Origin of the sequence: Microbacterium lushaniae, from assembly GCF_008727775.1 — a bacterium.
Classification (GTDB): Bacteria; Actinomycetota; Actinomycetes; order Actinomycetales; family Microbacteriaceae; genus Microbacterium; species Microbacterium lushaniae.
Map to the genome: position 1 here is coordinate 788,129 of NZ_CP044232.1, position 25,406 is coordinate 813,534.

Annotated in this window: 23 protein-coding genes and 1 tRNA gene; 16 read left to right on the forward strand and 8 right to left on the reverse strand. The window is 71.0% G+C overall.

The genetic code is table 11. From position 1 onward, the window contains the following. Together F6J85_RS03650 and F6J85_RS03655 are read left to right on the forward strand one after the other, a co-directional pair. The gene (locus F6J85_RS03650; RefSeq protein WP_150923870.1) at positions 1 to 1,611 is read left to right on the forward strand and encodes an arylsulfatase; all 1,611 of its coding nucleotides are present in this window, start codon (positions 1 to 3) and stop codon (positions 1,609 to 1,611) included. Between the two features lie 29 nt (positions 1,612 to 1,640). Continuing rightward, positions 1,641 to 2,423 (forward strand): IclR family transcriptional regulator, encoded by a 783-nt coding sequence (locus F6J85_RS03655; RefSeq protein WP_191906741.1) that lies wholly within the window; start codon positions 1,641 to 1,643, stop codon positions 2,421 to 2,423. Positions 2,424 to 2,426: 3 nt separating this feature from the next. On the opposite strand, the gene F6J85_RS03660 is transcribed toward F6J85_RS03655, so the two are convergent. Together F6J85_RS03660 and F6J85_RS03665 are read right to left on the reverse strand one after the other, a co-directional pair. Next, positions 2,427 to 3,008: an isochorismatase family protein gene (locus F6J85_RS03660; RefSeq protein ID WP_150923872.1), complete on the reverse strand. Its 582-nt coding sequence runs from the start codon at positions 3,006 to 3,008 to the stop codon at positions 2,427 to 2,429. Positions 3,009 to 3,055: 47 nt separating this feature from the next. Beyond that, on the reverse strand, positions 3,056 to 4,648 hold the full coding sequence (locus F6J85_RS03665) for a bifunctional NAD(P)/FAD-dependent oxidoreductase/class I SAM-dependent methyltransferase (protein ID WP_150923873.1): 1,593 nt from the start codon (positions 4,646 to 4,648) through the stop codon (positions 3,056 to 3,058). A gap of 65 nt (positions 4,649 to 4,713) precedes the next feature. On the opposite strand from F6J85_RS03665, the gene F6J85_RS03670 reads away from it, so the two are divergent. Further along, on the forward strand, positions 4,714 to 5,289 hold the full coding sequence (locus tag F6J85_RS03670; protein ID WP_150923874.1) for a helix-turn-helix domain-containing protein: 576 nt from the start codon (positions 4,714 to 4,716) through the stop codon (positions 5,287 to 5,289). 38 nt (positions 5,290 to 5,327) lie between these two features. Here the strand turns inward: F6J85_RS03670 and F6J85_RS03675 are convergent, their stop codons facing one another. The 4 genes from F6J85_RS03675 to F6J85_RS03690 form a co-directional block, all read right to left on the reverse strand. After that, positions 5,328 to 6,794: an HNH endonuclease signature motif containing protein gene (locus F6J85_RS03675; RefSeq protein ID WP_150923875.1), complete on the reverse strand. Its 1,467-nt coding sequence runs from the start codon at positions 6,792 to 6,794 to the stop codon at positions 5,328 to 5,330. Between the two features lie 142 nt (positions 6,795 to 6,936). Further along, positions 6,937 to 8,031 (reverse strand): hypothetical protein, encoded by a 1,095-nt coding sequence (locus F6J85_RS03680; protein WP_150923876.1) that lies wholly within the window; start codon positions 8,029 to 8,031, stop codon positions 6,937 to 6,939. A gap of 373 nt (positions 8,032 to 8,404) precedes the next feature. Next, positions 8,405 to 8,665, reverse strand: coding sequence for a hypothetical protein (locus tag F6J85_RS03685; protein ID WP_202980872.1), 261 nt, complete (start codon positions 8,663 to 8,665; stop codon positions 8,405 to 8,407). A gap of 179 nt (positions 8,666 to 8,844) precedes the next feature. Next, positions 8,845 to 9,861, reverse strand: a complete 1,017-nt coding sequence (locus tag F6J85_RS03690; protein WP_150923877.1) for a zinc-dependent alcohol dehydrogenase — start codon at positions 9,859 to 9,861, stop codon at positions 8,845 to 8,847. A gap of 111 nt (positions 9,862 to 9,972) precedes the next feature. On the opposite strand from F6J85_RS03690, the gene F6J85_RS03695 reads away from it, so the two are divergent. From F6J85_RS03695 to F6J85_RS03745, 11 genes are all read left to right on the forward strand, one after another. Then, the gene (locus tag F6J85_RS03695; protein WP_150923878.1) at positions 9,973 to 10,566 is read left to right on the forward strand and encodes a TetR/AcrR family transcriptional regulator; all 594 of its coding nucleotides are present in this window, start codon (positions 9,973 to 9,975) and stop codon (positions 10,564 to 10,566) included. A 90-nt stretch (positions 10,567 to 10,656) separates the two neighbouring features. Next, on the forward strand, positions 10,657 to 11,706 hold the full coding sequence (locus F6J85_RS03700; protein WP_150919778.1) for a LacI family DNA-binding transcriptional regulator: 1,050 nt from the start codon (positions 10,657 to 10,659) through the stop codon (positions 11,704 to 11,706). Continuing rightward, positions 11,703 to 12,644 (forward strand): carbohydrate ABC transporter permease, encoded by a 942-nt coding sequence (locus F6J85_RS03705; protein WP_150923879.1) that lies wholly within the window; start codon positions 11,703 to 11,705, stop codon positions 12,642 to 12,644. The genes F6J85_RS03700 and F6J85_RS03705 overlap by 4 nt, the downstream gene beginning before the upstream one ends. Next, positions 12,641 to 13,480: a carbohydrate ABC transporter permease gene (locus tag F6J85_RS03710; RefSeq protein WP_150923880.1), complete on the forward strand. Its 840-nt coding sequence runs from the start codon at positions 12,641 to 12,643 to the stop codon at positions 13,478 to 13,480. Before F6J85_RS03705 ends, F6J85_RS03710 begins: the two co-directional genes overlap by 4 nt. Before the next feature lie 44 nt (positions 13,481 to 13,524). After that, the gene (locus F6J85_RS03715; RefSeq protein ID WP_150923881.1) at positions 13,525 to 14,817 is read left to right on the forward strand and encodes an ABC transporter substrate-binding protein; all 1,293 of its coding nucleotides are present in this window, start codon (positions 13,525 to 13,527) and stop codon (positions 14,815 to 14,817) included. A 68-nt stretch (positions 14,818 to 14,885) separates the two neighbouring features. Then, positions 14,886 to 16,055: an ADP-ribosylglycohydrolase family protein gene (locus tag F6J85_RS03720; RefSeq protein WP_150923882.1), complete on the forward strand. Its 1,170-nt coding sequence runs from the start codon at positions 14,886 to 14,888 to the stop codon at positions 16,053 to 16,055. Beyond that, positions 16,052 to 17,419 carry an ADP-ribosylglycohydrolase family protein gene (locus F6J85_RS03725; protein WP_150923883.1) on the forward strand — a complete coding sequence of 456 codons (1,368 nt, stop codon included), beginning with the start codon at positions 16,052 to 16,054 and terminating at the stop codon, positions 17,417 to 17,419. The genes F6J85_RS03720 and F6J85_RS03725 overlap by 4 nt, the downstream gene beginning before the upstream one ends. Next, positions 17,416 to 18,348: a PfkB family carbohydrate kinase gene (locus F6J85_RS03730; protein WP_238707050.1), complete on the forward strand. Its 933-nt coding sequence runs from the start codon at positions 17,416 to 17,418 to the stop codon at positions 18,346 to 18,348. The genes F6J85_RS03725 and F6J85_RS03730 overlap by 4 nt, the downstream gene beginning before the upstream one ends. After that, on the forward strand, positions 18,345 to 20,321 hold the full coding sequence (locus tag F6J85_RS03735; RefSeq protein WP_150923884.1) for an SUMF1/EgtB/PvdO family nonheme iron enzyme: 1,977 nt from the start codon (positions 18,345 to 18,347) through the stop codon (positions 20,319 to 20,321). The genes F6J85_RS03730 and F6J85_RS03735 overlap by 4 nt, the downstream gene beginning before the upstream one ends. Beyond that, on the forward strand, positions 20,318 to 21,505 hold the full coding sequence (locus tag F6J85_RS03740; RefSeq protein WP_150923885.1) for a CaiB/BaiF CoA transferase family protein: 1,188 nt from the start codon (positions 20,318 to 20,320) through the stop codon (positions 21,503 to 21,505). The genes F6J85_RS03735 and F6J85_RS03740 overlap by 4 nt, the downstream gene beginning before the upstream one ends. After that, positions 21,502 to 22,356, forward strand: a complete 855-nt coding sequence (locus tag F6J85_RS03745; protein ID WP_150923886.1) for an HpcH/HpaI aldolase/citrate lyase family protein — start codon at positions 21,502 to 21,504, stop codon at positions 22,354 to 22,356. Before F6J85_RS03740 ends, F6J85_RS03745 begins: the two co-directional genes overlap by 4 nt. A gap of 7 nt (positions 22,357 to 22,363) precedes the next feature. On the opposite strand, the gene F6J85_RS03750 is transcribed toward F6J85_RS03745, so the two are convergent. Further along, positions 22,364 to 22,439, reverse strand: a tRNA-Met gene (locus F6J85_RS03750). Positions 22,440 to 22,517: 78 nt separating this feature from the next. After that, entirely contained in the window at positions 22,518 to 23,507 is a 990-nt protein-coding gene (locus tag F6J85_RS03755; RefSeq protein ID WP_150923887.1) for a helix-turn-helix transcriptional regulator, read from the reverse strand. A 62-nt stretch (positions 23,508 to 23,569) separates the two neighbouring features. On the opposite strand from F6J85_RS03755, the gene F6J85_RS03760 reads away from it, so the two are divergent. After that, complete coding sequence (locus F6J85_RS03760) at positions 23,570 to 24,613, forward strand: ABC transporter ATP-binding protein (protein WP_150923888.1); 1,044 nt, start codon at positions 23,570 to 23,572, stop codon at positions 24,611 to 24,613. After that, positions 24,610 to 25,398 (forward strand): ABC transporter permease, encoded by a 789-nt coding sequence (locus F6J85_RS03765; protein ID WP_150923889.1) that lies wholly within the window; start codon positions 24,610 to 24,612, stop codon positions 25,396 to 25,398. The genes F6J85_RS03760 and F6J85_RS03765 overlap by 4 nt, the downstream gene beginning before the upstream one ends. Positions 25,399 to 25,406: the final 8 nt, after the last annotated feature.

The following is a 25,406-nucleotide window of genomic DNA, read 5'->3' on the forward strand; positions in this document are numbered from 1 at the left end:
ATGACCAGCTCCACTCCCAACATCGTCCTGATCCTCGTGGACGACATGGGCTTCTCCGACATCGGATGCTACGGCGGTGAGGTGGAGACGCCGAACCTCGACGCGCTCGCCGCCAACGGGGCGATGCTCACGCAGTTCTACAACACCGCCCGCTGCAGCCCGTCGCGTGCGTCGCTCATGACGGGGCTGCATCCGCACCAGACCGGCATCGGCATCCTGAACTACGACGATGCCCCCGACGGATACCCGGGGAATCTCAACGACCGGTGCGTCACCATCGCGGAAGCGCTCCAGCCGGCCGGGTACCGCAGCTACGTCTCGGGCAAGTGGCACATGGCCGGCGACATCCACAACCCCACGGATGCGTGGCCCACCCGTCGCGGGTTCGAGAAGTTCTTCGGCACGCTGGAGGGTGCGGGCAGCTTCTTCCGCACGCGCACCCTCACGCGTGACGAGACGAACGTGGAGGACGAGACGCTCGACCCGGACTTCTACTACACCGACGCGATCAGCGACAACGCGGTGCGCTTCATCGAGGATCACCGCGCGGACCACGCCGACGATCCGTTCTTCCTCTACGTCGCGTACACGGCGCCGCACTGGCCCCTGCACGCGCTGGAGGAGGACGTGAAGAAGTACCTCGGCCGCTTCGACGCCGGCTGGGATGCGCTGCGTGAAGAGCGCCTCGAGCGCCTCATCGCGTCGGGGATCATCTCGGAGAACTGGCCGCTGACCGACCGCGACCCGCGCGTGCCCGCGTGGGAGGACGTCGAGCACAAGGAGTGGGAGGCCATCCGCATGGCCGTCTACGCCGCGCAGCTGGACCGGATGGACCAGGGCGTCGGGCGCATCGTCGGTGAGCTGAAAGAGCAGGGCATCTTCGAGGACTCCATCGTCATCTTCCTCTCCGACAACGGCGGCTGCGCCGAGGAGATGCCGATCGAGACCGCCCGTGAGTTCGTCACCACCTACGTGACGTTCGACGGCGAGACGCGGGATGGCCGCGAGGTGCGCCCGGGCAACGACCCGAGCATCGTGCCCGGATCCGAAGACACGTACGCGACGTACGGACGCTCGTGGGCGAACCTGTCGAACACGCCGTTCCGCGAGTACAAGCACTGGATCCACGAGGGCGGGATCGCGACACCGTTCATCGTGAGCTGGCCGGCCGGGCTCGGCACGACCCCGACGCTGCGCACGCAGCCGCACCAGCTGACCGACGTGATGTCGACCCTGCTGGATGTCGCGGGCGTGGACTACCCGACCGAATACCCGGGCCGCAGCCCGCTGCCGGCGGAGGGCGTCAGCATGATGCCCACCCTCCGGGAGGGTGCCACGGACGAGGACCGGATGCTGTTCTGGGAGCACGAGGGCAACTGCGGCGTTCGCCGGGGCGCTCTCAAGCTGGTCAAGAAGTACGGGCTCGACTGGGAGCTGTACGACATGGTCGAAGACCGCACCGAACTGCACGACATCGCCGCGCAGCATCCGGAGATCGTGGCGGAGTTCAGCGCCGCGTACGACGAGTGGGCGGCGCGCTGCGGAGTCATCCCGCGCGAGAGCGTGCTGGAGCTGTATGCCCGTCGCGGAAGCGGCCTCCCCTCGGAGTGACGTCGAAGGCGGTCGGTTACTCTGGGCGGGTGGACGCGGCTCTGGATAACTCGGTGGCCAAAGCGATCCACGTCCTGGGGGCCCTTCGACCGTTGGCGGAAGGGGCGAGCGCACGCGAGCTCGCCTCTTCCGCCGGTCTTCCGCGCAGCACCGTTCAGCGCCTTTTGGCCACGCTCGCCGCGACCGGCATGGTGACCCAGGATCAGAGCACGCAGAAGTACATGATCGGCCCGCGGGCGCTCCTCATCGGTCTCGGCTACAACAGCGGCCTGAACCTCATCACCGCCGCGCGCCCGCAGATGGTGGCGCTGCGCGATGCCGTGGGGGAGACGGTCGGGCTGTCGGTCGCCGTCGATCACACCCGCGTCTTCCTGGAGGAGGTGCAGAGCACGCAGGAGCTGCGCTTCGCGCCCGAGCTCGGCAAGCTCTACCCGCTGTGGTCGGGGGCCAACGGGCGCGTGCTGATGGGCGCCCTCACCGAGGAGCAGGTCGAGGCCGTGCTCGCCAACCGCGCGCTCGATCACGCGGTGGACCATCCCCTCTCCGACGAGGCGATCAGAGCGAACCTCGCCGAATACCGCCGCGACGGTTTCGCGATCGCCTTCAACGAGGCGATCGACAGCGTCAATTCCATCGCCATGCCGGTGTCGGATGCCACGGGCGGGGTCGTCGCCGCGCTGTCGATCTCCGGCCCCTCCCAGCGGTTCACCCGCGACCGCATGCTGGCGTCGGTGGAGGCGCTCAGCGCCGCCTGCTCCACCGTGACCCGGCAGCTGGGCGGAACCCCCGCACCCGTGGCGGCGCCCGCCTGAGCATCACACGCCGACGGACGCCCCGGCCACGACCTGCGCGGTCGTCCTGATCGACGCGAACCCCCGCGCGGCGAGCACGCTCTCGGTGCGCCGCATGATGTCGTCGCCCGACACCGCGCCGTAGGTGTCGCCGGCCGCGATGGCGGAGGTGGTCGTCGCGTCGGTGACGAAGTCGACCTCGAATCCCAGGTCGCTCGCCGCCCGCGCCGTCGTCTCGCAGCACTGGTCGGTGCGGATGCCGCAGATCACGACCCGCCGCACGCCCGCGCGCGTGAGCTGCTGCTCCAGATCGGTCGACGCGAACGCGCTGATCGTGGTCTTCTGCAGCTGGAGCTCGTCGGGGGCAGGGGACAGGTCGGAGATCACTCGGACCAAGCCATTCTCCGGATCGAAGATGCCGCCCGACCCCGGGTCGGCGTGCGTGATCCACACCACGAGGTCTCCGACGCTGCGGGAGTGCTCGACGAGCCGGTCGATGTTCGTCACGACCTGCGGGTTGGCCGTCTCGGCCCATTCGTCGGCGCGCTGACGGAACGACTCCTGCGCATCGATCACGAGCAGGGCGGTGGCGGTGGATGCGGTCATGGCTCCATCCTCCCGGCCGCGGGCCGCCGCGGCGAGCTCCCGTCGGGTCACCGAGCTGTCGGATCCGGCCACAGTGGCGGGAGCTCGGCGTCGCTCGCCGCTGCGGCGCGGCGCACGAGGAGCACGCCGTCGTCCAGGTGCGCGGGCGTGCCGTCCGGCGCCGTCGTCTCGCGCGGCCGGATCTCGACGATCTCGGGATGCCACACCTCGGGGTCGAGGCCCAGCAGGCCCCACTCCTCCTCGGGTGTGCGCATGACCGGGTGGTGCTCGGTCGACTCGTGCACCGCCCACGGCGGCGGCGCCGCGTGCGAGACGACGAGGAGGTGCCCACCCGGGGCGACGCGCTCGGCGGCGTCTCGCAGCATCCGGATGCGGGGGAAGTCCGCCTCCCGGGAGTGGAGGAAGCTCGCCAGTACGAGGTCGAATTCACCCTCGACCGCCGCCGCGCCGTCGCCGTGGACGAATCGGGCCTCCGTGCCGCGGGTGGCGGCGAACTCCGTCGCGCGGCGCACGGCTGTCGCCGACACGTCCACGCCGGTGGCCTGCCAGCCGTGTTCGGCGAGCCACACGACGTCGCCGCCCTCGCCCGAGCCGACGTCCAGCGCCGTCCCCGGCTCGAGGGATTTCACGATCGCAGCGACGGTCGCGTTGACGCGGCCCGACCAGAAGCGGTCGTGCGCGGCGTAGCGGTCCTCCCACTCCGCGTTGCGCCGCGCGGTGCGCTCGGCGGCGGCGCGGTCGAAGTCCTCCGCCACGAGCATCGCGTTCGCCCCCGCTCCCGCCATCGAGCCGGCGCCCATCGACACCGGCACGTTGGCGTACGGTGCGGTGACGTTGCCGGCCGCGAAGACCCGCGGATGGCTCGTCGCGCCGCGCAGGTCGACCGCCAGGGGAGCGCCGGGCTCGTCGGCCCGGGCGAGCGTGAGGCTGTCGGCGAACGCGAGGTCGATGACCGGGTCACCGCCGGTGAACACCGCGTCGACGACGTGCGCCTCGCCGTCCTGTGTCACGACCGTCAGCCCGTCGGCGCCGGGGACGACCTCCCGCACCGGCGAGGGGACGATGCGGATGCCGCGGGCGGCGAGCCGTGCGGCGGTCTCCTCGCCGAGGGGCTCGGCCGCGGCGGTGAAGGCGACGACGTCGTCGGACAGCTGCCGCACGAGCTCGATCTGGTGCAGGCTCGCCGGCGAGCCCGCGAGCACGCCGAGACGCCCGCCGGCGACCTCCCACCCGTGGCAGTACGGGCAGTGCAGCACGCTCCGGCCCCACTCTTCGCCCAGCCCGGGCACGTCCGGCAGCGCGTCGCGGATGCCGGTGGCGATCACGACCGTGCGGGCGCTCTCGTGCGATCCGTCGGCGCGCGTCACGCGGAGGGTGTCGCCATCTTCTGTCAGCGCGGTCACGGTGCCCTCGACGATCTCCACGCCGTAAGCGCGAGCCTCGGCGCGTCCCTTCTCGAGCAGCGCGGCGGGGTCGAGTCCGTCGTGACCGAGCACCCCGTGCATGTGCGCGGCGAACCGGTTCCGCGGTCGTCCGCCGTCGATCACGAGGGTGCGCCGCCGCGAGCGTCCGAGCATCTGCGCGGCGCTCAGTCCCGCGACGCTCCCGCCGATGATCACGGCATCCCATTCGTTCGTCATGCCCTCAGCGTCGTCGCAGATGATGCCGATGGCAAACGTTCTTGCGGATATGGCAAGCTCTGGGCATGGATACCGCCCTGGACCAGATCGGACCGCGCCTGCGCGCCGCACGCCGTGACCGCGGATGGACGCTCGAAGACCTCGCGACGCGCGTCGGGATGTCGCCGAGCACGCTGTCGCGGCTGGAGTCGGGCAAGCGTCAGGCGTCGCTGGCGCTGCTGCTCCCGCTCACTCGGCAGCTCGGTCTGCGCATCGACGACCTGCTGCCCGCGACGCCGGCGGATCCCCGCATCCGTCGCCCGGTCGAGCGTCGCGACGGCATGGTGATCGCGCCCCTGACGCTGGAGCACTCACCGATCAAGACGTACAAGGTGACGTTTCCGCCGGCGGAGGAGGCGCCCGCGCCGCGCGTGCACGACGGCTACGAGTGGGTGTTCGTGCTGAGCGGTCGGCTGCGTCTGGCTCTCGACGGTCACGAGCACATCATCGAGCGGGGCGAGGCGGCCGAGTTCGACACCCGCACGCCGCACAGCGTGAGCGCGACGGCCGAGGGGCCGGTCGAGGTGGTCAGCATCTTCAGCGCGTCGGGGGAGCGGATCCACACGCGCGGTGTCGAGGCGCAGCCGGACGGCGGGAGCTGAGGTCGTGCCTCTTCGCCGCGACGGCGAAGAGGGGTGGTTCAGAACGGTGGCGGGTCTCCGTCGGGGATGAACATGACCCGTGGGGGTGGTTCGTCGGTGTAGGTCTTGCCCAGCGGGCTGGTGAACTCGACCGTGCCATCCGGCAGTTGCCGGACGGTCCATTCCGTCTCGGTCTTCAGGGTGTGGTGTCGGGTGCAGAAGTGGGCGAGGTTGGTGAGCGCGGTCGGTCCGCCGTCGTGGTGTTCGTGGTTGTGGTCGATCTGGCACCGGTGGGCGGGTTGTCGGCATCCGAATCCGCGGCAGTGCTGGTCGCGGGCTTGCAGGTAGCGGCGTTGGTCGGTGCCCGGCGTGTACCGGTCGACTTCGAGGACTGTCCCGGTGATCGGGTGGCAGAGGATCCGGTCCCATCCGGGCGCGGTGCCGGCGAGGTGTCGGGCGGTGTCGGGGTCGATGGGGATCTGTCCGTGCAGGCTGGCACCGGCATCGGTCTTGCCGAGCAGAGTGAGTACGGGGACCACGACCTGCACGTGGGCGTGGATGGCGCCCAGCCCGCCGGGGAGGTGTTCTCCGGTGGTGGGGTCGATCGCGGGGCTGCCGGTAAGGAGCATGTCGGCTGCGACGTCGGCGCCGATCTGGACCAGGGTGCGCGTGTCGTCAACGACCGGCTGATCTTCGTCCTCGGCGGGTGCAGTGCCCTCGACCGTGATGTCGAGCGCCTCACCCGGGCGGAACTCGGACGCTTCGGTCGGCGCCTGCGTACCTTCGGCTGACTCGTCAGCACCTTCGGCGGCTGCTGCTTCAGCGGCGGCGGCTTCGTGGGCGCGGCGGGCGCGTTCGATGTTCGCCGCATCCCGGATAGCGCGCGCCTGCCGGCGGATCCGGTCGCGGATCCCGTACGCCACGGCCGCGGGCAGCCGCAGTTGCAGCAGCGCCATCCCGTCATCCAGGTCGAGGACCGACACGCCGCGGGTCTCGACAGCTCGCGCGTGCCGGATGGTCATCCCCTCCGGGTTGACCGCTTCGGCCAGCTGCCGGGCGTACGCCTTCGTCCGCCCCGGTGCCTGCCGTGCGGCGTAGTCCAGGACAGTTTCCTCCCATGCGGCCCGGACCTGGTCGTCGGTGATCGGTAGCCCGGTTTCGAGGATGACGTCGACGTGTCGCTTGGAGATCCGGCCGGCCTCCAACGCGGTGACGGTCGCGGCGAACTTGGTGACGAGGGTGTGCGCGTCGCCGAGTTCTCGCTGCGCGGTCATGTCGTGCACGTGCGTGGCGAACGCGACCTCCGCAGCGACGGACCGCATCGGCATCTCCCGCTCCCGGGAGTCCCGCGACGTGAGCCTTGCGACCTGCCCGGTGGCCACCTCGGCGAGGGCGGAAAGGTGACGGATTCGCTCTGCCTGCGCCTTCGCGACGGCAGCGTCGGCGTCCTGCAGCCCGGCGAGACCGGCCCGCATGCGGGAGACGTCCGCCGTGGTGGTTTCACCAGGCCAGGAGCTGAATTCCATACCCTCAAACTAGCGAGGGCCACCGACATTGAACTTGCCGTACCGAGCACCGGCAGAACCGGTGGATAAGTCGTATCCGCACCGTCCTGGGGAGGATCGGCTCACATCACCGCTCGCGCGATCATGCTGGCATCCGAGGGGGCTAACGCCAGCGCGGGACCAGGTGGGGTGCGATGAGAGCCATGACAGGGATCGCGGCGAGCGCGAGGGACAGTGCGGCCACCAGAAACCGCCCCAGGATGCGAGTTACGGATTTTCGTTTGGCCACCAGATCGTCACCGGGGAGAGGTCTCATGGACCAGTCGCGCATTATGGTCATCTGTTGGATTGCGGCGATCCACGTGATTGCTTCAGCCTTGAAGGATTCTCCCTCGCGGGTCAGCCGGAGCTCGATCCAACTCAGCGTGGCGGCGGCGCGCGCGCGGTCGCGGCGTTCTGCGTCCCTCGCCCCTGCGGTTCGGTAACGGCGGCCACGGGCCGAGGAAAGCAATACGCGCTCCGCTGCCCCCAAGGGTTTCAACCTTGACTTCGAGAGTTTCAACCTCCAGCGGTGCCAGAACCCGAGGAACGGTTCGGCGATGTTGGTCCACCGGTCGACGTCCTGACTCCTGATGGTGTGCCGGACGGAGTCCAGCTGCGCGTATGCGGACTCGAACGGAATCGGAAGCAGGGCAACCCGAGTCGCCACCCATGACGAGATCGAGAGCATGGCCGCGAGAGTGAGCCCGACCACCCCGCTGAAGACGACAAGGCCTAGCCAGCCCTGCCAAAACGGCACGTCTGCTTCTACCGACGTCTTGCTATTGGTGGTCGGCCGGTTGCCGTCGAACGGGGAGAACACCCACGACAACACTAGCCAGACGCAGACGGCGGCGATGGTGGCCCAGACGGCCCACCAGATGACCCTGGAAGTCAGCCCCCAGGTTATTGATCGACGCCGGGCGAACCTGATCTGGTCCTCCGCCTGCCAGAGCGCAGACGACGCGCCAAGGGACTCCAGAAGCTTCCGGGCGGCCGTGAACTCTTGTTCATCCAGTTTCTTCGGGTCGCCGTCCCCGGTCGCATCAGTCGTGCTCTTCTCGCACCAACGCCGCAGTGTGGACGGGTTCACGTCGAGCTGTGCGCCGATCCTATTCACTGCAGCGTTGAGTGACAGCTGCGGGTCTTTCCTGCGCGCCTCCGCCACGAGCTTCATGGCACGCGTGCGCAGCCCTGGCGTATACGTTTTCCTCGCCATAGCAGCCACCTCTGCGGAGTGCGCACGTCATTGGGCGACACAACCCACGGCAGCTGTCCCAGGACAACCAAAATGCGTGCGGGATGTCGCAACTTCGTCCGGTGCCCCTACTAACAAGATCCTCCTCTGGGCGTATCGGCGCCAGAGGTTCTCTCGAACCCGCGGCCTGGCTCATCTGATGAGCAGCAAGCGATGGCGGATGCCGCCTGCGTCACCGGCCGGGTATTCGGCACGGCGGGGCTTGCACGCCGCGGATCCGCTCGCGTGTCAACCGAAGACGAACGTCAGGTTGCCCGCACAGCCGGGCGTCGCGGCGGGTGCAAGCGCCTCCAGCGTCATCCGCCGGGTTGATCCGCTGCGGTCGAGCACCGGTTCACGCGTCGACAGCGCCGCCGAAGTAGACCTCGACCTCCGTCACCCTGCCGTTCCTGACCCGAAGCGCCTCGACGTTCCGCCACCGCTTGCCGCTGGCGCCGTACTCATACCGGTGCAGCACAATCCCGTCGATCTCCAGGATCTCCAACGTCTCCGGCGGCGCGTCGAAGTGGCCCGCGCTCGGGAAGCACTTCTCGAACCAGGCGGCCTTGTCGAGGTGATCGTCCTGAGGGCTGGTGAACCCGAAGTCGTCGGCCATCAGCAGATCCGCCGTCGCGCGATCCTGCTACTGAAACGCCCGCATGAACCGCTGAACGACGTCGACCCGGTGGGACTCATTCACTCGATGAGCGTACGAACGCGGCCCGAATCGCGACAGGCCCCGCCCGCCGTGAGTGCGGCGGGCGGGGGCGCGATCCGGGGGTGCACTCGTTGATGTCAGTCGAAGACGACGGTCACCTTGTCCGCAGCCCCCGGCGTCGCGGCGAGATTCAGCGCCTCCAGCGTCTGGTCGAACGGGAAGCGGTGGCTGATGATCTTGGCGTACTTCTCCCAGTTCTCGACGATGTCGTCGGTCACCTCGAAGATCTCGGTGGGGTAGCCCATCGCCCACACGATGTTCATCTCGCTCTGGAGGATGCCCCCGAAGTCGAGTTCGACCGGCTTCTTGTGCACCGCGACGATGCCGAGCGTGGCGCCGTGCTTGGCGATGCTCGTGACGGTCTGGGGCACGACCGCGACACCCGCCGCATCCAGGTAGATGTCGGTGGCGGGACGGACACCCCGCACCCACGGGGTCGCGCCGTCGCCCTGCAGTTCGACCAGGCGCGCGCCCACGTCTTCCTTGGAGGAGTCGATGACCGCATCCGCGCCGATCTCCAGGGCCTTCTCGAGGCGCGAAGGGATGACGTCGACGACGACGATGTGGCTCGCACCCTTGCGGCGGTAGCCGAGCAGCGCGCCCAGCCCGATGGGGCCGGCGCCGAAGATGACGACCTTGTCGCCCTCCTTCACGCCGGTGCGGTTGACGGCGTGAAGAGCGACGGCCATGGGCTCGTTCAGCGCGGCGACATCCCACGGCACGTGATCGGGGATCACCTTGAGCTGTACGCCCGGGGCGGCGTCGCGCACGACGACGAAGGGGGTGAACCCGCCCTGCGCGCCACCGGAGCCGAGCAGACCGTCGGTGAAGCGCATCGTGTCGATGACGACGTGGTCGCCGACGGAGAAGCCCTCGACCTCGGCGCCGACCTCGACGATCTCGGCCGCGGGCTCGTGGCCCAGGGGAGTGGCGCCCTGGCGAGGCGGGATTCCGCCGTAGCTCGCGTACATCGCGTCGGAGCCGCAGATGCCGCACGCGCGCATACGCAGCAGGACATCCCGCGGGCCGACCTCGGGCTCATCGACCTCGACCCAGTCGATCTGATTCACACCAGTGACGTGAACGGATTTCATGAGGGCCTCCTCAACCTTCGGTGGTGGTCGGCAGGAGCTGCGCGGCCACCTGAATAATATCCGAGCACTGTTCGGAAACGTGAGGACAGGGCCGTGCGTAATGATGAACGCATGAGTGCGAAGAGCCCAGGGCGCCCGCGCCAGACGACGCACGACGACATCCGCGCCGTCGCCTTCGCACTGTTCGCCGAGAAGGGGTACGCGCGCACCTCACTGGCCGAGATCGCCCGCGCCAGCGGCGTGAGCCGCACCACGCTGTTCGCCTACTTCCCCGCCAAGCGCGACCTCATGTGGGAGGAGTTCGACGCCGGTGCCGAGCGGATGCGGCGGACTCTGGACGCATCCCGCGACCTGCCGGTGATGGATGCGATCGTCGCGGCCCTGCTCGCGGTGGCGCACTACGGTCCCGCCGATCATGCCTCCTTCGTCGAACGCCGACGGATCGTCTATTCCGACGACGGATTGCGCGCGGCGGCGGCCCTGCGCGCCGACGAGCTGAGCGAGGTGGTGGTCGAGCAGGTGCGGCGGCGCGCGCCGGATGCCGACCCGGAGCGGGTCGGCGACGTCGTTCACGCCCTGATGGCCGTCGGCGAGCGCGGCACCGCCGACTGGGCGCACCTGCCGCAAGCGACCGAGGCGCTCGACACCCATCTGGCGACGCGGCTGCAGCCGTTCGTCGACGCGCTGCGCCCGCTCCTCGACTGAGCAGCCGCCCGGACGCTTGACAAGCTCCCCGACGGGTGAGAACGTTTACACAACCCAGGTGGAATCGTTTACACCGCTCGAAGGAGAGCCATGGCTCGCGTCACGATCACGCAGGTCGCCGCCCGCGCGGGCGTCTCGGTCGCGAGCGCGTCGCGCGCCCTGAACGGATTGATCGCGAGCGCCGAGACGGTCGCCAAGGTGCGGGATGCGGCGCGCGAGCTGGGCTACGTCGCCGACGCGACCGCGCAGTCGCTCAAGCGCGGACGCACGCTGCAGCTGGGCTACGCCGTCGCCGACATCGGCAACCCCGTGTACGTCGAGATGATGGCCGCGATCGAACGGGTCGTGTCGGCATCCGGCTACCGCCTGCTGCTGTCGTCGACCGGCACCGCGTCGTCGTCGGTCGACGTCGTGCGCGACCTCGGCCGCGGCTACGTCGACGGCCTGATCCTCTCGCCCCTGCGCGTGACCGACGAGCTGCTCGCGGCACTCGCGGCGGCTCCCATCCCGCTCGTGGTGCTCGGGCGCCTTCCCGACTCCGCCGAATTCGACACCGTGCGTGCCGACTCCCTCACGGCGATGCGCCTGGTCGTCGACCACCTCGTCGCGGCAGGCCGGCGCGACATCGCGTTCGTCAACGGCCCGGCCGACACGACGCCCGGTGGGATGCGCCGGGAGGGTTTCATCGCGGCGGCGGCGAACCACCGCGACCTGCGCACCCAGCACATCGACGCATCCGACTTCACCATCGCCGCCGGATACGACGCGGCGTTTCCGCTCCTGGACCGCTCCGACCGCCCGTCGGCGGTGGTCGCTGCGAACGACCTCATCGGCGTCGGCGTCCTCCGGGCAGCCGAAGACCTCGGCCTGAGCGTCCCGGCCGACCTCGCCGTGACCGGGGTGGACGACACCGAACTGGCCGAGGTCGTGCGCCCGGGTCTCACGAGCGTCGACCTGGGGGCGAAGGAGCGCGGGCGCGCCGCCGCCGAGATGCTGCTCGCGCGCATCGCCGAACCGGGTCGGCCGGCGCACACGGTCACCGTTCCCCCGTCGCTGGTCGTGCGCGGTTCGTCCTCGGCGTCCGCACCCTCCGCCCTACGCCGACCTGAGCTCATCGATGAAGAGAAGGCCCACGGATGACCACGCTAGAGAAGACGAAGAAGTCCTCGCCGCCGCGCGTCCGCCAGATCGGACCACGCGCCCGCGCCCAGCGCAGAGAGGCCATCGCCCTGGTCGGGCCGGCGCTCCTGCCGATCATCATCTTCTCGGTGATCCCGCTCGTCAGTGGTGTCGCCCTCGGATTCACGGATGCGACGCTCGCGCGCAACGCCGAGATCAACTTCATCGGCCTGGGCAACTTCATCGACCTGGCGGGCAACCGGCGCTTCTGGGAGTCGTTCGGCATCGGCATCGTGTGGGCAGGGTCCGTCGCGCTCCTCACCCTGGTCAGCGCCATGGGGCTGGCCCTGCTGCTCAACAGCGACCTGCGGCTGAAGGGCCTCACCCGGGTGCTCGCCCTCATCCCGTGGGCCATGCCGCCGGTGGTCATCGCGATCGTCTGGCGCATGATTTACAACCCCAACTCCGGGCCCCTCAACGGCACGCTCAGCTGGTTCGGCATCCCCGGGGTCAACTGGCTCGGCGACTTCTCGACCGCACTGCCCGCGGTCATCGTCGTGGGCGTGTGGGCCGGCATCCCGCAGACCACCGTGCTGCTCCTGGCCGGGATGCAGTCCATCGCGCCCGAGCAGCACGAGGCCGCAGCCGTGGACGGCGCCGGTGCCGTGCGCCGCTTCTGGCACGTGACCCTGCCGGCCCTGCGGCCCGTGATCATCGCGGTCACGGCGCTCGACTTCATCTGGCAGTTCAACTCCTTCGGCCTCATCTATGTGCTCACCGAGGGCGGCCCCGGTGGCCGCACGATGATCCCGCCGCTGTTCACCTACCTCGAGGCGTTCCGCAACCGCGAGATCGGGTACGCCTCGGCGATGGGCAACGTCCTGGTCGTGGCGATCCTGGTGATCCTCTCGCTCTACCTGATCAATCAGTTCCGGCAGAACAAGGCGGTCAGCAAATGACCACGAAACGGCCCCTGCACGCCACGATCCTGATGTACCTCGCGCTGGCGGGGTACCTGATCTTCCTCGGCTTCCCGCTGCTGTGGCTGCTGTCGGCGTCGTTCAAGTCGACGCAGGAGCTGAACTCCCTCGCGGTGAACCTCATCCCGCAGCAGTGGGACTTCAGCAACTACGCCTCGGCGCTCGAGCGACAGAACCTGCTCACCGCCGCCGGCAACTCGATCTTCGTCGCGGTCGTGACGATGATCATCTCGGTGGTGCTGTCGATGCCGATGGCCTACGCCCTCGCGCGGCTGAAGGGGAAGCTGCGCGCGGCCGGCACGGTGTGGATCCTCGTCAGCCAGGTGTTCCCGACGATCCTCATCATCATCCCGCTGTTCCTGGTGCTGCGGAGCCTGCAGCTGAACGACACCCTGTTCGGCCTCATCCTCGTGTACGTCACCTTCACGCTGCCGTTCACGCTGTGGATGCTGCAGGGCTACGTCGCCGCGATCCCGCCGGAGCTGGAGGAAGCCGCCGAGATGGATGGCGCGGGGCGGTTCACGATCCTCCGCACCGTCGTGCTCCCGCTGCTGGCCCCGGGCCTGGTGGCCACCGCGATGTTCACGTTCGTGTCGGCGTGGAACGAGTTCTTCCTCGCGCTCGTGCTCATCCAGAGCCCCGAGCTGTACACGCTGCCGATCGCGCTGCGCTCGTTCCTCGGTGCCGAGGGGCAGACGCAGCTCGGGCCCCTCGCGGCCGGCGCGATCCTCGCGACCATCCCGTCGCTCATCATCTTCGGGATCCTGCAGAAGAAACTCACCGGCGGCATGCTCGCCGGTGCCGTCAAGGGCTGACCCTCCCGAGACGACGAACCAAGAGAAAGAGAAAGGCGATCATCATGAGAAGAATCCGGGGCATCGGCGCCGTCGCATTCGCGGGCGTCGCAGCCATCGCACTGGCCGGCTGCCAGCAGGGCAGCGCCAACAGCGACGGCGGGGGAGACGGCGACGCCGTCACCCTGCAGTTCCAGTCGCTGTCGGACCAGCCGACGACGCAGGCGGCGATCGAGGAGATCGTCGACGCCTGGAACGCCGAGAACGACGACGTTCAGGTCAAGATCGTCCAGGCCGGGTGGGATGGCACGTACGACAAGCTCATCACCCAGTTCACCGGCGGCACGGCGCCGGACATCATCCACTTCGAGGCCAGCTCGATCGTCTCGTTCGCGGCCGACGGGTACCTCGCGGATCTGACCGACCTCATCGATCCCGAGCTGAAGTCCGACATCTCCGAGGGCATCTGGGAGTCGGTGACCCACGACGACCAGATCGTCGCGTACCCCTCGACGCTGCAGTCGTACATGGCGTTCGCCAACGCCGACCTGCTCGACGCGGCGGGCGTGGAGATCCCCACGGGCGAGACGATGACATGGGAGGAGCTGCAGGAGATCGCCAAGGCCACCACCACCGGTGACCAGTTCGGCCTGGGCTGGGGCCTCGGTTCTCCCACCGCAACCATGATGAGCCTCTCGCTCGGCAACGACGGCGGGTTCTTCGAGGGCGAGGGCGAAGACGTCACCATCGAGGTGGGCGATGACGAACTGGCCGCGGCCGAGCGCATCCACGAGATGGCCTACACCGACAAGTCGATCGAGCCGACCTCGCTCACGCAGTCGGGATCGGACGTGCTGCCGTCGTTCTACGGCGGAAAGGTCGCGATGACAGTGCAGGGCTCCTTCCAGGCGACGAACATCGCCAACGACGCCCCTGAGGGCTTCAACTGGGTGGCCCTGCCGCCGCTGGAGGGCACCGCCGGTGCTTTCCAGGCCGCGAACCCGCAGACCTACTCGGTGAACGTCGACTCGGAGTACGTGGAGGAGTCGGCGGAGTTCCTCAACTTCTTCATGGGCGGTGAGAACCTCGCGAAGATCGCCTACGCCGACGCCCTGATCCCGTCGTCGGAGGCCGCGCGCGCCGAGGTCGAGGAGCTCGCCGGTGACGATGCCGCCTGGCAGCAGGTGCTCGCCTCCGGTGAGGGCCTGGTGGGCCCGCCCTTCCTGAAGGTGTCGAAGTACACCGAATGGAAGGACACCATCGCCACGCCGGCCTTCCAGCAGTACCTGGCGAACCAGATCGATCGGGACCAGCTCGCGACGCAGCTCACCGACGGCTGGGCCGACGTCGCCGGTTGATGACGCGCGGGGGCGGGTCGCTCGATCCGCCCCCGCGACACCGACGCTTGAACGAAATGAGGGAATGCATGGACGTGTTGCACGATCGGGTGGCGGCAGTACTGGCGGGGGCCGCCGTGGGCGATGCGCTCGGCGGAGCGACCGAGGGCTGGACGCCCGAACAGATCGAGGAGCGGCACGGCGGACGGGTCGAGGGGATCGTCGGTCCGTTCCTGCCCGACTGGCGCACGGCGCGGCCCATCGCGCCGTACCACAAGGGCGATGGGCACGTGACGGATGACACCCTCATGACCCACGCGCTGATCGAGGTGTACGCCAAGCAGCGGCGCCACCTCGACGCGTACGACGTCGCGAGCGACCTGGTTCCCCTCATGATCGGCGAACGCCGCTGGATCCCCGAGCTGGAGGACGAGGCGCTCATCCTGCAGCGCGTGTTCCTGGCCGAGAAGTGGCTCGTCATGAAGCTGCACTACGGCCACGCCGACCCGCGCGAAGCGGGCGTCGGCAACGTCGTGAACTGCGGCGCGACCATGTACATGGCCCCCGTCGGACTCGTCCACATCGGCGACCCGCGTGGCGCGTACGCCGAAGCGATCGACATCGCCGGCGCCCACCAGTGGTCGTACGGCCGGGAGGCGGCCGGCGTGTTCGCCGCAGCGGTCGCCGCATCCGCCGCCCCCGGCGCCACCGTCGCCGACGTGCGCCGCGCGGTGCTGGAGGTGGCCCACGACGGCACCGCCGCCGCCATCCGCGCCGTGTTCGACGCCGTCGACGCCTTCCTCGCCGCCGGTGGATCCGACGACCCGCGCGAGCTCGGCCGCATCATCCGCCAGGCCGTCGCACCGTTCGACACCGTGGGGGAGCAGTACCGCTCGCCGGCGATGGATGCGCGGCTCCCCTCCCGCACGAAGGCGATCGAGGAGCTTCCCGTCGCCCTCGGCTTCGTCGTGGCCCACGACGGCGACTTCCGGGCCGCGGTGCTGGATGCGGTCAACTACGGCCGCGACGCCGACTCGATCGCCACGATGGCCGGCGCCATCTGCGGGGGCCTGCGCGGCACAGCCGGCGTCCCGGGCGAGTGGGTGAGCGACGTCGCCACCGCGAGCCGCCTCGACCTTGACGGCGTCGTGACGGCGATGGTCGACGTGGTCCGCGACGTCGCACGCGCCGACGCAGAGCGGGCGGCCGCACGTGCCGCCGCGCTGTCGACGCTGCTCGCGCCGGAGGCCGTGGCGTGAGACTGACGTGGGCCCAGCCGGAGGACCTCGTCCCCGCCGAGCTCGCGGCGCTCCGGGAACAGGGCGTGCCCGAGGACGAGTTGCTGCCGATCGAGCGCCGGTGGGCGGACGCCGGTGGCGCCACGCAGCTGGCGCCCTCGGGTGCGAGCCTCACACCGGCGCCCGCGGCGCTGCGCGCACTGGCCCGGACGGTCCTCGACGACCTGCAGGATCTGCAGCGCCCGAGCGCGGACGAACCCGACGAGTGGGACGAGATCGAGGCGCTGCTGCCGCCTGCGCCGGACGCGGGCGCCGGCGGTGCCGCCTTCGAGCGCGTGCACGGGGCGTGGCTGGGACGGGCGGCGGGGTGCCTGCTGGGCAAGCCCGTCGAGAAGATCCCGCGCGAGGGGATCGAGGAGATCGCCCGCGCGACGGGCAACTGGCCGATCCGCCGGTACTTCACCGCCCGGGGTCTGCCGGCCGAGACCGCCGAGCGCTGGCCGTGGAACCGGCGCTCGGCGCCGACCTCCCTCGTCGAGAACATCGCCGGGATGCCCGAGGATGACGACCTGAACTTCCCCATCCTCGCGCTCGACCTGCTCGAGCAGCACGGCGCGGGGCTGACCACCGACCACGTCGCCGAGGCGTGGCTCGCCGCCCTCCCTGCGGGCCGCGTGTTCACGGCCGAGCGGGCCGCGTACCGCAACATCCTCGACGCCCGCCCCGTGCCCGAGACCGCGACCCACCTCAACCCGTTCCGGGAGTGGATCGGCGCGCTCATCCGCGCCGACGTGCACGGGTGGGCCCACCCCGGCGACGTGCGGGCCGCTGCCCGCTCGGCGTGGATCGACGCACGGCTGAGCCACACGCGCAACGGCCTCTACGGCGAGATGTGGGCCGCCGCCCTGTGCGCCGCATCCCTCGTCGCAGACACCGCCGACGCCGCCCTGGATGCCGCGGACGCCGTGGTCCCGCCCGCGTCGCGCCTCGCGCGCGCCGTGCGGTTGGGGCGCGAGACCGGTCGCGCACTCGCCGACGGCCGCTTGAGCACGGCGGCCGCGCTCGATGCTCTGCACGCCGAGTACGCGGGCATGCACTGGGTGCACACCCTCAACAACGCCGCGCTCGCCGCGTGCGCACTGCAGGCCCACGGCCGCGACTTCGGCGCCGCCGTCGCGCTCGCCGTCGCCGGCGGCTGGGACACCGATTCCGTCGGCGCGACCGTCGGCTCGGTCGTCGGCGGCCTCGTCGGCGCGGACGGCATCGGCGCCGAGTGGACCTCACCCCTCCAGGACCGGATCGCCACATCGATGCCGGGCGGCGCGCACCGCTCCATCCGCGAGCTCGCCGAGCGCACGTGCCGGCTGTGGGAGGCATCGTCGTGAGCGTCGTCGTCGTCGGCAGCATCAACCAGGACGTCGTCGCCCGCGTCGACCGCATCCCCGCCCCCGGCGAGACGCTGCTGGCCTCCTCCCTCATGCGCACCGGCGGCGGCAAGGGCGCGAATCAGGCCGTCGGCGCCCGTCGAGCCGGCGGGGCCGCGGTCGCGTTCGTCGGAGCAGTGGGGGCGGATGCCGAGGGCGAGACCCTGCGCGCCGCGCTCGCCGCCGACGGCATCGACGTCTCCGGCCTGGTCCGGGTCGAGGACGTGACCGGCACCGCGCTCATCTCCGTCGACGCCCACGGCGAGAACGCCATCGTCGTCGCCGCCGGCGCCAACGCGGCCCGCGAGACGCTGACCGACGCGCAGCGCGCCGTCGTCGCGGGGGCCACGGTGGTGCTCACCCAGCTCGAGATCCCCGTCGCGCTCGTCCAGGATGCAGCCGCCTCCCGTGCCGCGGGAGCGTGGCACGTGCTCAACGCCGCGCCCTCGGCACCCTTCGCGTCAGCCCGTGACTCCCTGCTGGCCGCGACCGACGTGCTCGTGGTGAACGAGCACGAAGCCCTCGAGGTGGCCGGCGCCGACGACCTGGACGCCGCCATCGCCGCACTCGCACCCACCGTGCGCGCACTCGTGGTCACCCTCGGCCGACGCGGATGCCTCGTCGTCTGCGGCGACGAGCGGGCCGAAGTGCCCGCCCACGTCGTCACGGCCGTGGACACCACCGGCGCCGGCGACACCTTCTGCGGGGTCCTGGCCGCGACTCTCGCCGCATCCGGGCGCCGCCCCGACACCGTCGACGTCGCCCTGCTCGTGGATGCCGCGCGTGCCGGGGCCGCGGCATCCGCCCTCGCCGTCACGCGCCCCGGTGCGCAGGACGCGGTGCCGACAACCGGCGAGGTCGCCGCCTTCCTGAAGGAGAGCCAGCCGTGAGCGGTGGATTCGACCCCCTCGTCCCGCGCGAGATCGACCGGCCGACGCCGGTGCCGCTCGGCGTCGACGTCACCGCGGGTGATGCTGCCACCACGCTCGACGACGCGAAGATCTTCATCGCCCCGGCCGATCCGGTCGACCTCGGCGCGTGGCGCGCGCAGCTGACCGCGTGGCGCGAGGGTGCCCGCGCCCGCCACGGCGCGCCGACCCGCTACGACGACCCGGCATCGGCGTGGGCGAGCCGCTGCTTCACGGTGGCGCAGGTGTGGCTGTGGGACGAGCTCTTCTTCGACTTCCAGGCGCAGCGCTTCACCCCCGACCGCTTCCTCGACGACGCGCGGCGCCGGTTCGGGGGCCTGGACGGCATCGTGCTGTGGCACGCCTATCCCGTCATCGGCATCGACGACCGCAACCAGTGGGACTTCTACGCCGTGCCGGGACTTGCCGAAGCCGCCGACGCGCTGCACGCCGCAGGAGTGGCCGTGTTCGTGGACTACAACCCGTGGGACGTCGGCACGCGGAGGGCCGGCGACGACGCCACCGAGCTCGCCGCGACCGTCCGGCGGCTGGGGGCCGACGGCGTCTTCCTCGACACGCTCAAGAAGGCCGACCCCGACCTCGTCGCCGCCCTCGACGCCGCGCGCCCGGGCATCGGGCTGGAGGGGGAGTCGAAACTCGCGACCGAGCGGATCGCCGACCACACGCTGTCGTGGGCGCAGTGGTTCGCCGATTCCGAGGTTCCGGGCGTCCTCCGGGCCCGCTGGTTCGAGCGCCGCCACATGCAGCACCACATCCGCCGCTGGCACCGCGACCACGCCGAGGAGCTGCGCTCGGCGTGGCTGAACGGCGTGGGCGTCATGGTGTGGGAGGTCGTCTTCGGCGTGTGGGTCGGGTGGAACGACCGCGATTCGGCGACGCTCCGCCGAATGCTGCCGGTGCAGCGGGGCTTTCACCGCTGGCTCGTCGAGGGGGAGTGGACGCCGCTCGCGGTGCACGACGCCCCCGTCTTCGGCTCGGCCTTCGAGCTCGACGGCGTGACCCTGCTGTGCCTCGTGAACACCTCCGACGCCGACGTCGTGCACGAGCTTCCCCGCGACGGACGGTACGTCCCGCTGCACGAACCCGGCGACGGGGTCTCGTCGGTGACGGTCCCGGCCGGCGGCATCGCGGCCGTCGTGGGACTGCCGGCGGATGCCGCGGTCCCGGCGGATGCGACCGTGCCGGCGGATGCGGCGGTCCCGCCGCTCGTCGGCGAGGTGCGCGCCGCGCTCCTCGCCGAGCCCCCGATGGCGGACGCATCCTTCCCGCACCGGCGGACGCGGCGATTGCCCGCGCCCGCATGGACGGGACCGGTACCGGGCGAGGCCGAGGATGCCCCCACCGTGACGGTCGCCGCCGGCACGCACGTCCTCACGGTCCGCTTCCGCGCCCGTGAGACCGGCATGTACGAGGGCGCACCGTACGTCGACGAGTGGAAGCCGCTGCCCCCGCGCCTGCACGACCAGCGCACGCTCGAGCGCGTCGCCGATCTGCCGCATCCGGTCCGGGTGGCCGCCGGCGAGGTCAGCGAGGCGGAGTACGCCCGCTTCCTCGTCGCGCTCGGCGAGCACACCGACGCGCGCGATCCCGAGCTCCCCGCGACCGGCATGACCTTCGCCCGCGCCCGCGAGTACGCGGCGTGGGCCGGCGGGCGACTTCCCACCGAGGACGAGTGGCAGCTCGCCGCATCCGACCCGACGTTCCGGCGGCGCGAACCCGAGGTGTGGAACTGGACCGAGTCGGAGCACTCCGACGGACGCACCCGCTTCGTCATGCTCAAGGGCGGCAGCGCGCACCGCAGTGACGGGTCCGACTGGTACTTCGACGGCGGGGTGCAGGCGCCGGAGTTCGCCGCGAAGCTGCTGCTGCCGGGGCTGGGACAGGATGCGTCGCCGTCGATCGGGTTCCGGGTGTGCTGGGAGGACCGCGCATGACCCCCCTCGACGGGCTCCGCGTCATCGACGCATCCACCCTGTTCGCCGGTCCGATGGCGGCGATGCACCTCGGCGACATGGGCGCCGAGGTCATCAAGGTGGAGCATCCGACCCGCCCCGACCCGGCCCGCGGGCACGGCCCGAGCAAGGACGGTCAGAATCTCTGGTGGAAGACGCTGGGGCGCAACAAGCGCACCGTCGCGATCGACCTGCACACCGACGACGGCCGTGACGCGTTCCTCCGCCTCGCCCGTACCGCCGACGTCGTCATCGAGAACTTCCGCCCCGGCACGCTCGAGCGGTGGGGCCTCGGCTACGAGGAGCTGTCGGCCGAGAACCCCGGTCTGGTGCTGGCCCGCGTGACCGGGTTCGGGCAGATCGGGCCGTACCGCAGCCGGCCGGGCTTCGGAACGCTCGCCGAGGCGATGAGCGGGTTCGCCGCCGCCACGGGCGAGCCCGACGGTCCGCCCACCCTCCCGCCGTTCGGGCTCGCCGACGGCATCGCGTCGCTGGCGACCGCCTACGCGATCATGACCGCGCTGCACGCGCGCGGGCGCGACGGCCGCGGGCAGGTGGTCGACGTGGCGATCATCGAGCCGATCCTCGCGATGCTCGGCCCGCAGATCACGCGATGGGATCAGCTCGGCTCTGTTCAGCCGCGCACCGGCAACCGCTCCACGAACAACGCGCCGCGCAACACCTACCGGACGGCCGACGGCTCCTGGGTCGCCGTGTCCACCAGCGCGCAGTCCATCGCCGAACGCGTGATGGCGCTCGTGGGCCGCCCCGAGCTCGCGGACGAGCCGTGGTTCGCCAGCGGGGCGAGCCGGGCCGAGCATGCCGACGAGCTCGACGACGCGGTCGGGGGCTGGATCGCGCAGCACACGCGCGACGAGGTGGTGGCCGCGTTCGAACAGGCGCAGGCCGCCGTCGCGCCCGTCTACGACCCGTCCGACATCGTCGCCGATCCGCAGTTCCAGGCGCTCGGGACGATCCACCGCATCCACGATCCCGAGCTCGGCGACATGGCCATGCAGGGGCCGCTGTTCCGGCTGTCGCGCGACGAGGCGTCCATCGCGTTCTCCGGACGCGCGCACGCCGCCGACACCGACGAGGTGCTGGCGTCGCTCGGCTACACCTCGGACGACATCGCGCGCATGCGTGCGGAAGGATCGATCGCATGACCCGCCGCACCCTCGTCGCCCTGTATGCGCCCGCCGACCGTCCGGAGCGCTTCGGGAAGGCACTGGATGCGGGGGCGGATGCGGTCATCGTCGACCTCGAAGACGCGGTGACGCTCTCGCGCAAGGCGCAGGCCCGCGAGGCGCTCACCGACTTCGCGGCCGCGTGGACCGAGCGCGGGGAGCACGCCCCCGCCGTGCAGGTGCGGATCAACGCGCGGGGCGCCGCCGCGCACGACGAGGATCTCGCCGCCGTCGCGGACCTCCCCGCATCCTTCGGCATCCGGCTCCCCAAGACCGAGTCGGCCGACGACGTCGCCGCGATCCGTTCCGCGCTGCCCGGCCGTGAAGTGCACGCACTGCTGGAATCCGCGCTGTCGATCGAGCGCGCGTTCGAGATCGCGACGGCCGGGGTGGCCTCGATCGCGGCGGGGGAGGCCGACCTCCGCGCCGAGCTCGGTGTTCCCGCCGGGCCGGCGGGGGAGCCGGGCCTGGCCTGGTCGCGGGCGCGCATCGTCAACGCCGCCGCCGCGGCCGGTCTGCAGCTGCCCCTCATGGCCGTGTGGGCCGACGTCGCCGACCTCGAGGGCCTCGAGCAGAGCTGCCGCGCCGGGCGCGCGCTCGGGTACGCCGGGCGCACCGCCGTCCACCCCCGTCAGATCGAGGTCATCCGCCGGGTCTTCACGCCGGATGCCGACGAGGTCGCCCGCGCCCAGCGCATCGTCGACCGCGTGGCAGCGGCCGCCGCCGACGGCACCGGCGCATTCGTGCTCGAGGACGGCACGTTCATCGATGTCGCGATGGTGAAGGCGGCCGAACGCGTGCTCGCCGCATCCGATCACCCTGCGGGCTGAGAGGGCGTGGACGCGACGGCGGGAGTCGAACCCGCAACGCACTCGGGTATGAACCGATGCCCGGGACCGCCCGGACCGCCGCGATGTCCTCCACGGTAGCCAGGCGTGATGGTCTCGTCGACCATGTGACGCCCCGTTGCACCCACCGTTCACCGGCCCCGTCAGGAGCGGGCGCGCGGAGGCGGGGGACTGTCCAGGGCCTGCAGCATCCGGATCGCCGCCTCGCGCATCTCGGAGCGATGCGGCTCGGGAAGGTCGGTCGTATACGGCACCCCGGCGGGCACCCACGACATGCCGTACATCGTCTCGCGCCAGTCCGATCCGCCCACCGGCCAGCGCGTGCGTTCGGCGCCTTCCGCGGTCGCGCCCTGGCCCCACTGCCCGAACTGCTCTCGCATGCGGTCGAGGGGAAGATCCATCACGATGTCGGTCTCGACCGGCTGACGCACCCACGAGCGGGCGACCACGATGAAGGCATCCACCTCTTCCGGTGTCAGCTCGCGCGGCGGGAACAGCACCCGGGTGTGCTCGATCCCCGACAGTCGGTCGACGCGGAACGTCCGCCAGTCGTCGCGATCGAGGTCCCAGCACAGCAGGTACCAGTGCCGGTCGGCGGGGGAGAGGGAGTGCGGCTCCACCCGGCGGTGGGTGGTCTCGCCCGCCGCCGACGTGTACGTGAAGCGCACGCGCTCGGAGTCGCGGCACGCGAGGGCGAGCTCGCCGAGCACTTCGGTGGACGCGGCCTCGCCTCCGCCGACGCCCACCGGCCGCACCGCATCGGCGAGGGCCGCCACCCGCCGGCGGACGGCGGGCGGGAGCACCTGGTCGAGCTTGGCGAGCGCGGTCAGCGCCGTCTCGGCACCGCCGACCAGGCGCTGGGATGCGGCGACCCGCAGGCCGATCGCCATCGCGACGGCCTCCTCATCCGTCAACAACAGCGGCGGCACGGCGCTGCCGGCCTCGAGCCGGTACCCGCCCGCCGCCCCCGGCGTGGACTCGATGCGATAGCCCAGTTCCCGCAGCCGGTCGACGTCGCGCCGCACCGTGCGCTCGGTCACGCCCAGGCGCGCGGCCAGCTCCGGGCCCGGCCAGTGCCGATGCGTCTGGAGGAGGTTGAGCAGCGACAGCGCGCGACTGGTGGTGTCGGACATGACGCAAACTTTGCCACTGATTGCGGACGTGATGCGTCCGCATTTGTTTCTAACCTCTCGGCATGGCGAACGAACCCATCCTCGAAGCGCAGGGACTGACCAAGCGCTTCACCGTCAAGAAGAAGACCGTCGAGGCGGTCACCGACCTCACCTTCCAGGTCGCCGCCGGCGAACTGGTCGCCTTCCTCGGGCCCAACGGCGCGGGGAAGTCCACGAGCCTGCGCATGCTCACGACCCTCCTTCCGCCCACCGCCGGCACGGCGCGCGTGGTCGGCCGCGACATCCTGCGCGATCCGGCAGGGGTGCGCGCGCGCATCGGCTACGTCGGCCAGCTCACCAGCGGAAGCTTCTCCCAGCGCGTGCGCGACGAACTGCTCAGCCAGGGCGCGTTCTACGGCATGTCGAGGGCGGCATCCGTGTCGCGGGCGGACGAGCTCATCGCCTCACTCGACCTGACGCCGTTCGCGACCCGCGCGGTGCAGCAGCTCTCCGGCGGGCAGAAGCGGCGGCTCGACATCGCCCTCGGCCTCATGCACGCCCCGCCGCTGCTGTTCCTCGACGAGCCGTCGACCGGACTGGATCCCCAGAGCCGCGCGAACCTCTGGCAGCACATCCTCGACCTGCGCAGGTCGCACGGCACGACGGTCTTCCTCACGACGCACTACCTCGAGGAGGCCGACCGCTACGCCGAACGCGTCATGGTCATGGACCGCGGACGCGTCATCGCCGACGACACCGCCGCGCACCTGAAGGCCGAGCTCGCGGGCGACCTCATGACGCTCGGGTTCGGCTCCGCGGCCGACGCCGAGGCCGCGCTCGCCGTCGTGGGGCGGTTGACCGATCGCGAGGTGCGGCGCGAGGGTGAGGCATCCCTCACCCTCACCGCCCCCGAGGGCGACACGCTGCTGCCGGCGGCCATCCGGGCGCTGGATGCGGCGGGCCTGGCGGTCACGCGGGCCACGGGCGTTCCGCCCACCCTCGACGACGTCTTCCTCGCTCTCACCGGGCGCACCCTGCGCGAAGCAGGGGAGGGCGAAGACGCCGCCGAGACCGAATCCGCGGATGCGCCGGCCGCATCCGCTCAGCCGACAGGAGCATCCCGATGACCGCCTCCACAGCTCACCAGACCGCCGTGCGCGGCAACGCCGCACGCGACACGTGGCACGTGCTCACGCGCGAGCTCAAACCCGTCGTGCGCGATCCGTTCACCCTCATCTTCAGCCTCGTGCAGCCGCTGGTGTTCCTGGGGCTCTTCGCCCCGCTGCTCATCGGCAGCTCCGGCGCCCCCGCATCGGAGACGCTGCAGTGGTTCGTGCCCGGCGTGCTCGTCATGATCGTGCTCTTCGGCACCGGTGCGACCGGGTCGAACCTGCAGTACGAGATGATGACCGGATCCCACGAGCGCACCCTGGTCGCCCCGCTCGTGCGCTCGTCGCTCCTGGTCGGCCGCGCGCTCAAGGAGATCGTGCCGATCCTCGTGCAGGCACTGCTGATCGTGCTGATCGCGTGGCCGTTCGGATTCTCGATCAACCCCGCGGGGCTCGTCATCGGGCTCGCGCTGCTGGCGGTCTTCGGGGTCGGCCTCGGGTCGCTGTCGTACGCCCTGGCGCTGGCGACGAAGGATCGCGAGTGGCTGTTCTGGGGTGTGCAGCAGACGCTCATCTTCCCCCTGCTGATCCTCTCGGGGATGCTGCTGCCCCTGGATGCGGCGCCCTCGTGGATGCGCGTGGTGGCCGCGGTCAACCCGATCAACTGGGTCGTGCAGGGGGAGCGGGCGCTGTTCGCGGGCGAGCTCGGCGCCGCTCCGGTGGCGTGGGGATGGGTGTCGGCGCTGGCGCTCGCCGCGGTCGGGCTGATCGTCGGGATCCGGGCGATGCGACGCTCGCACTGACCCCTCCC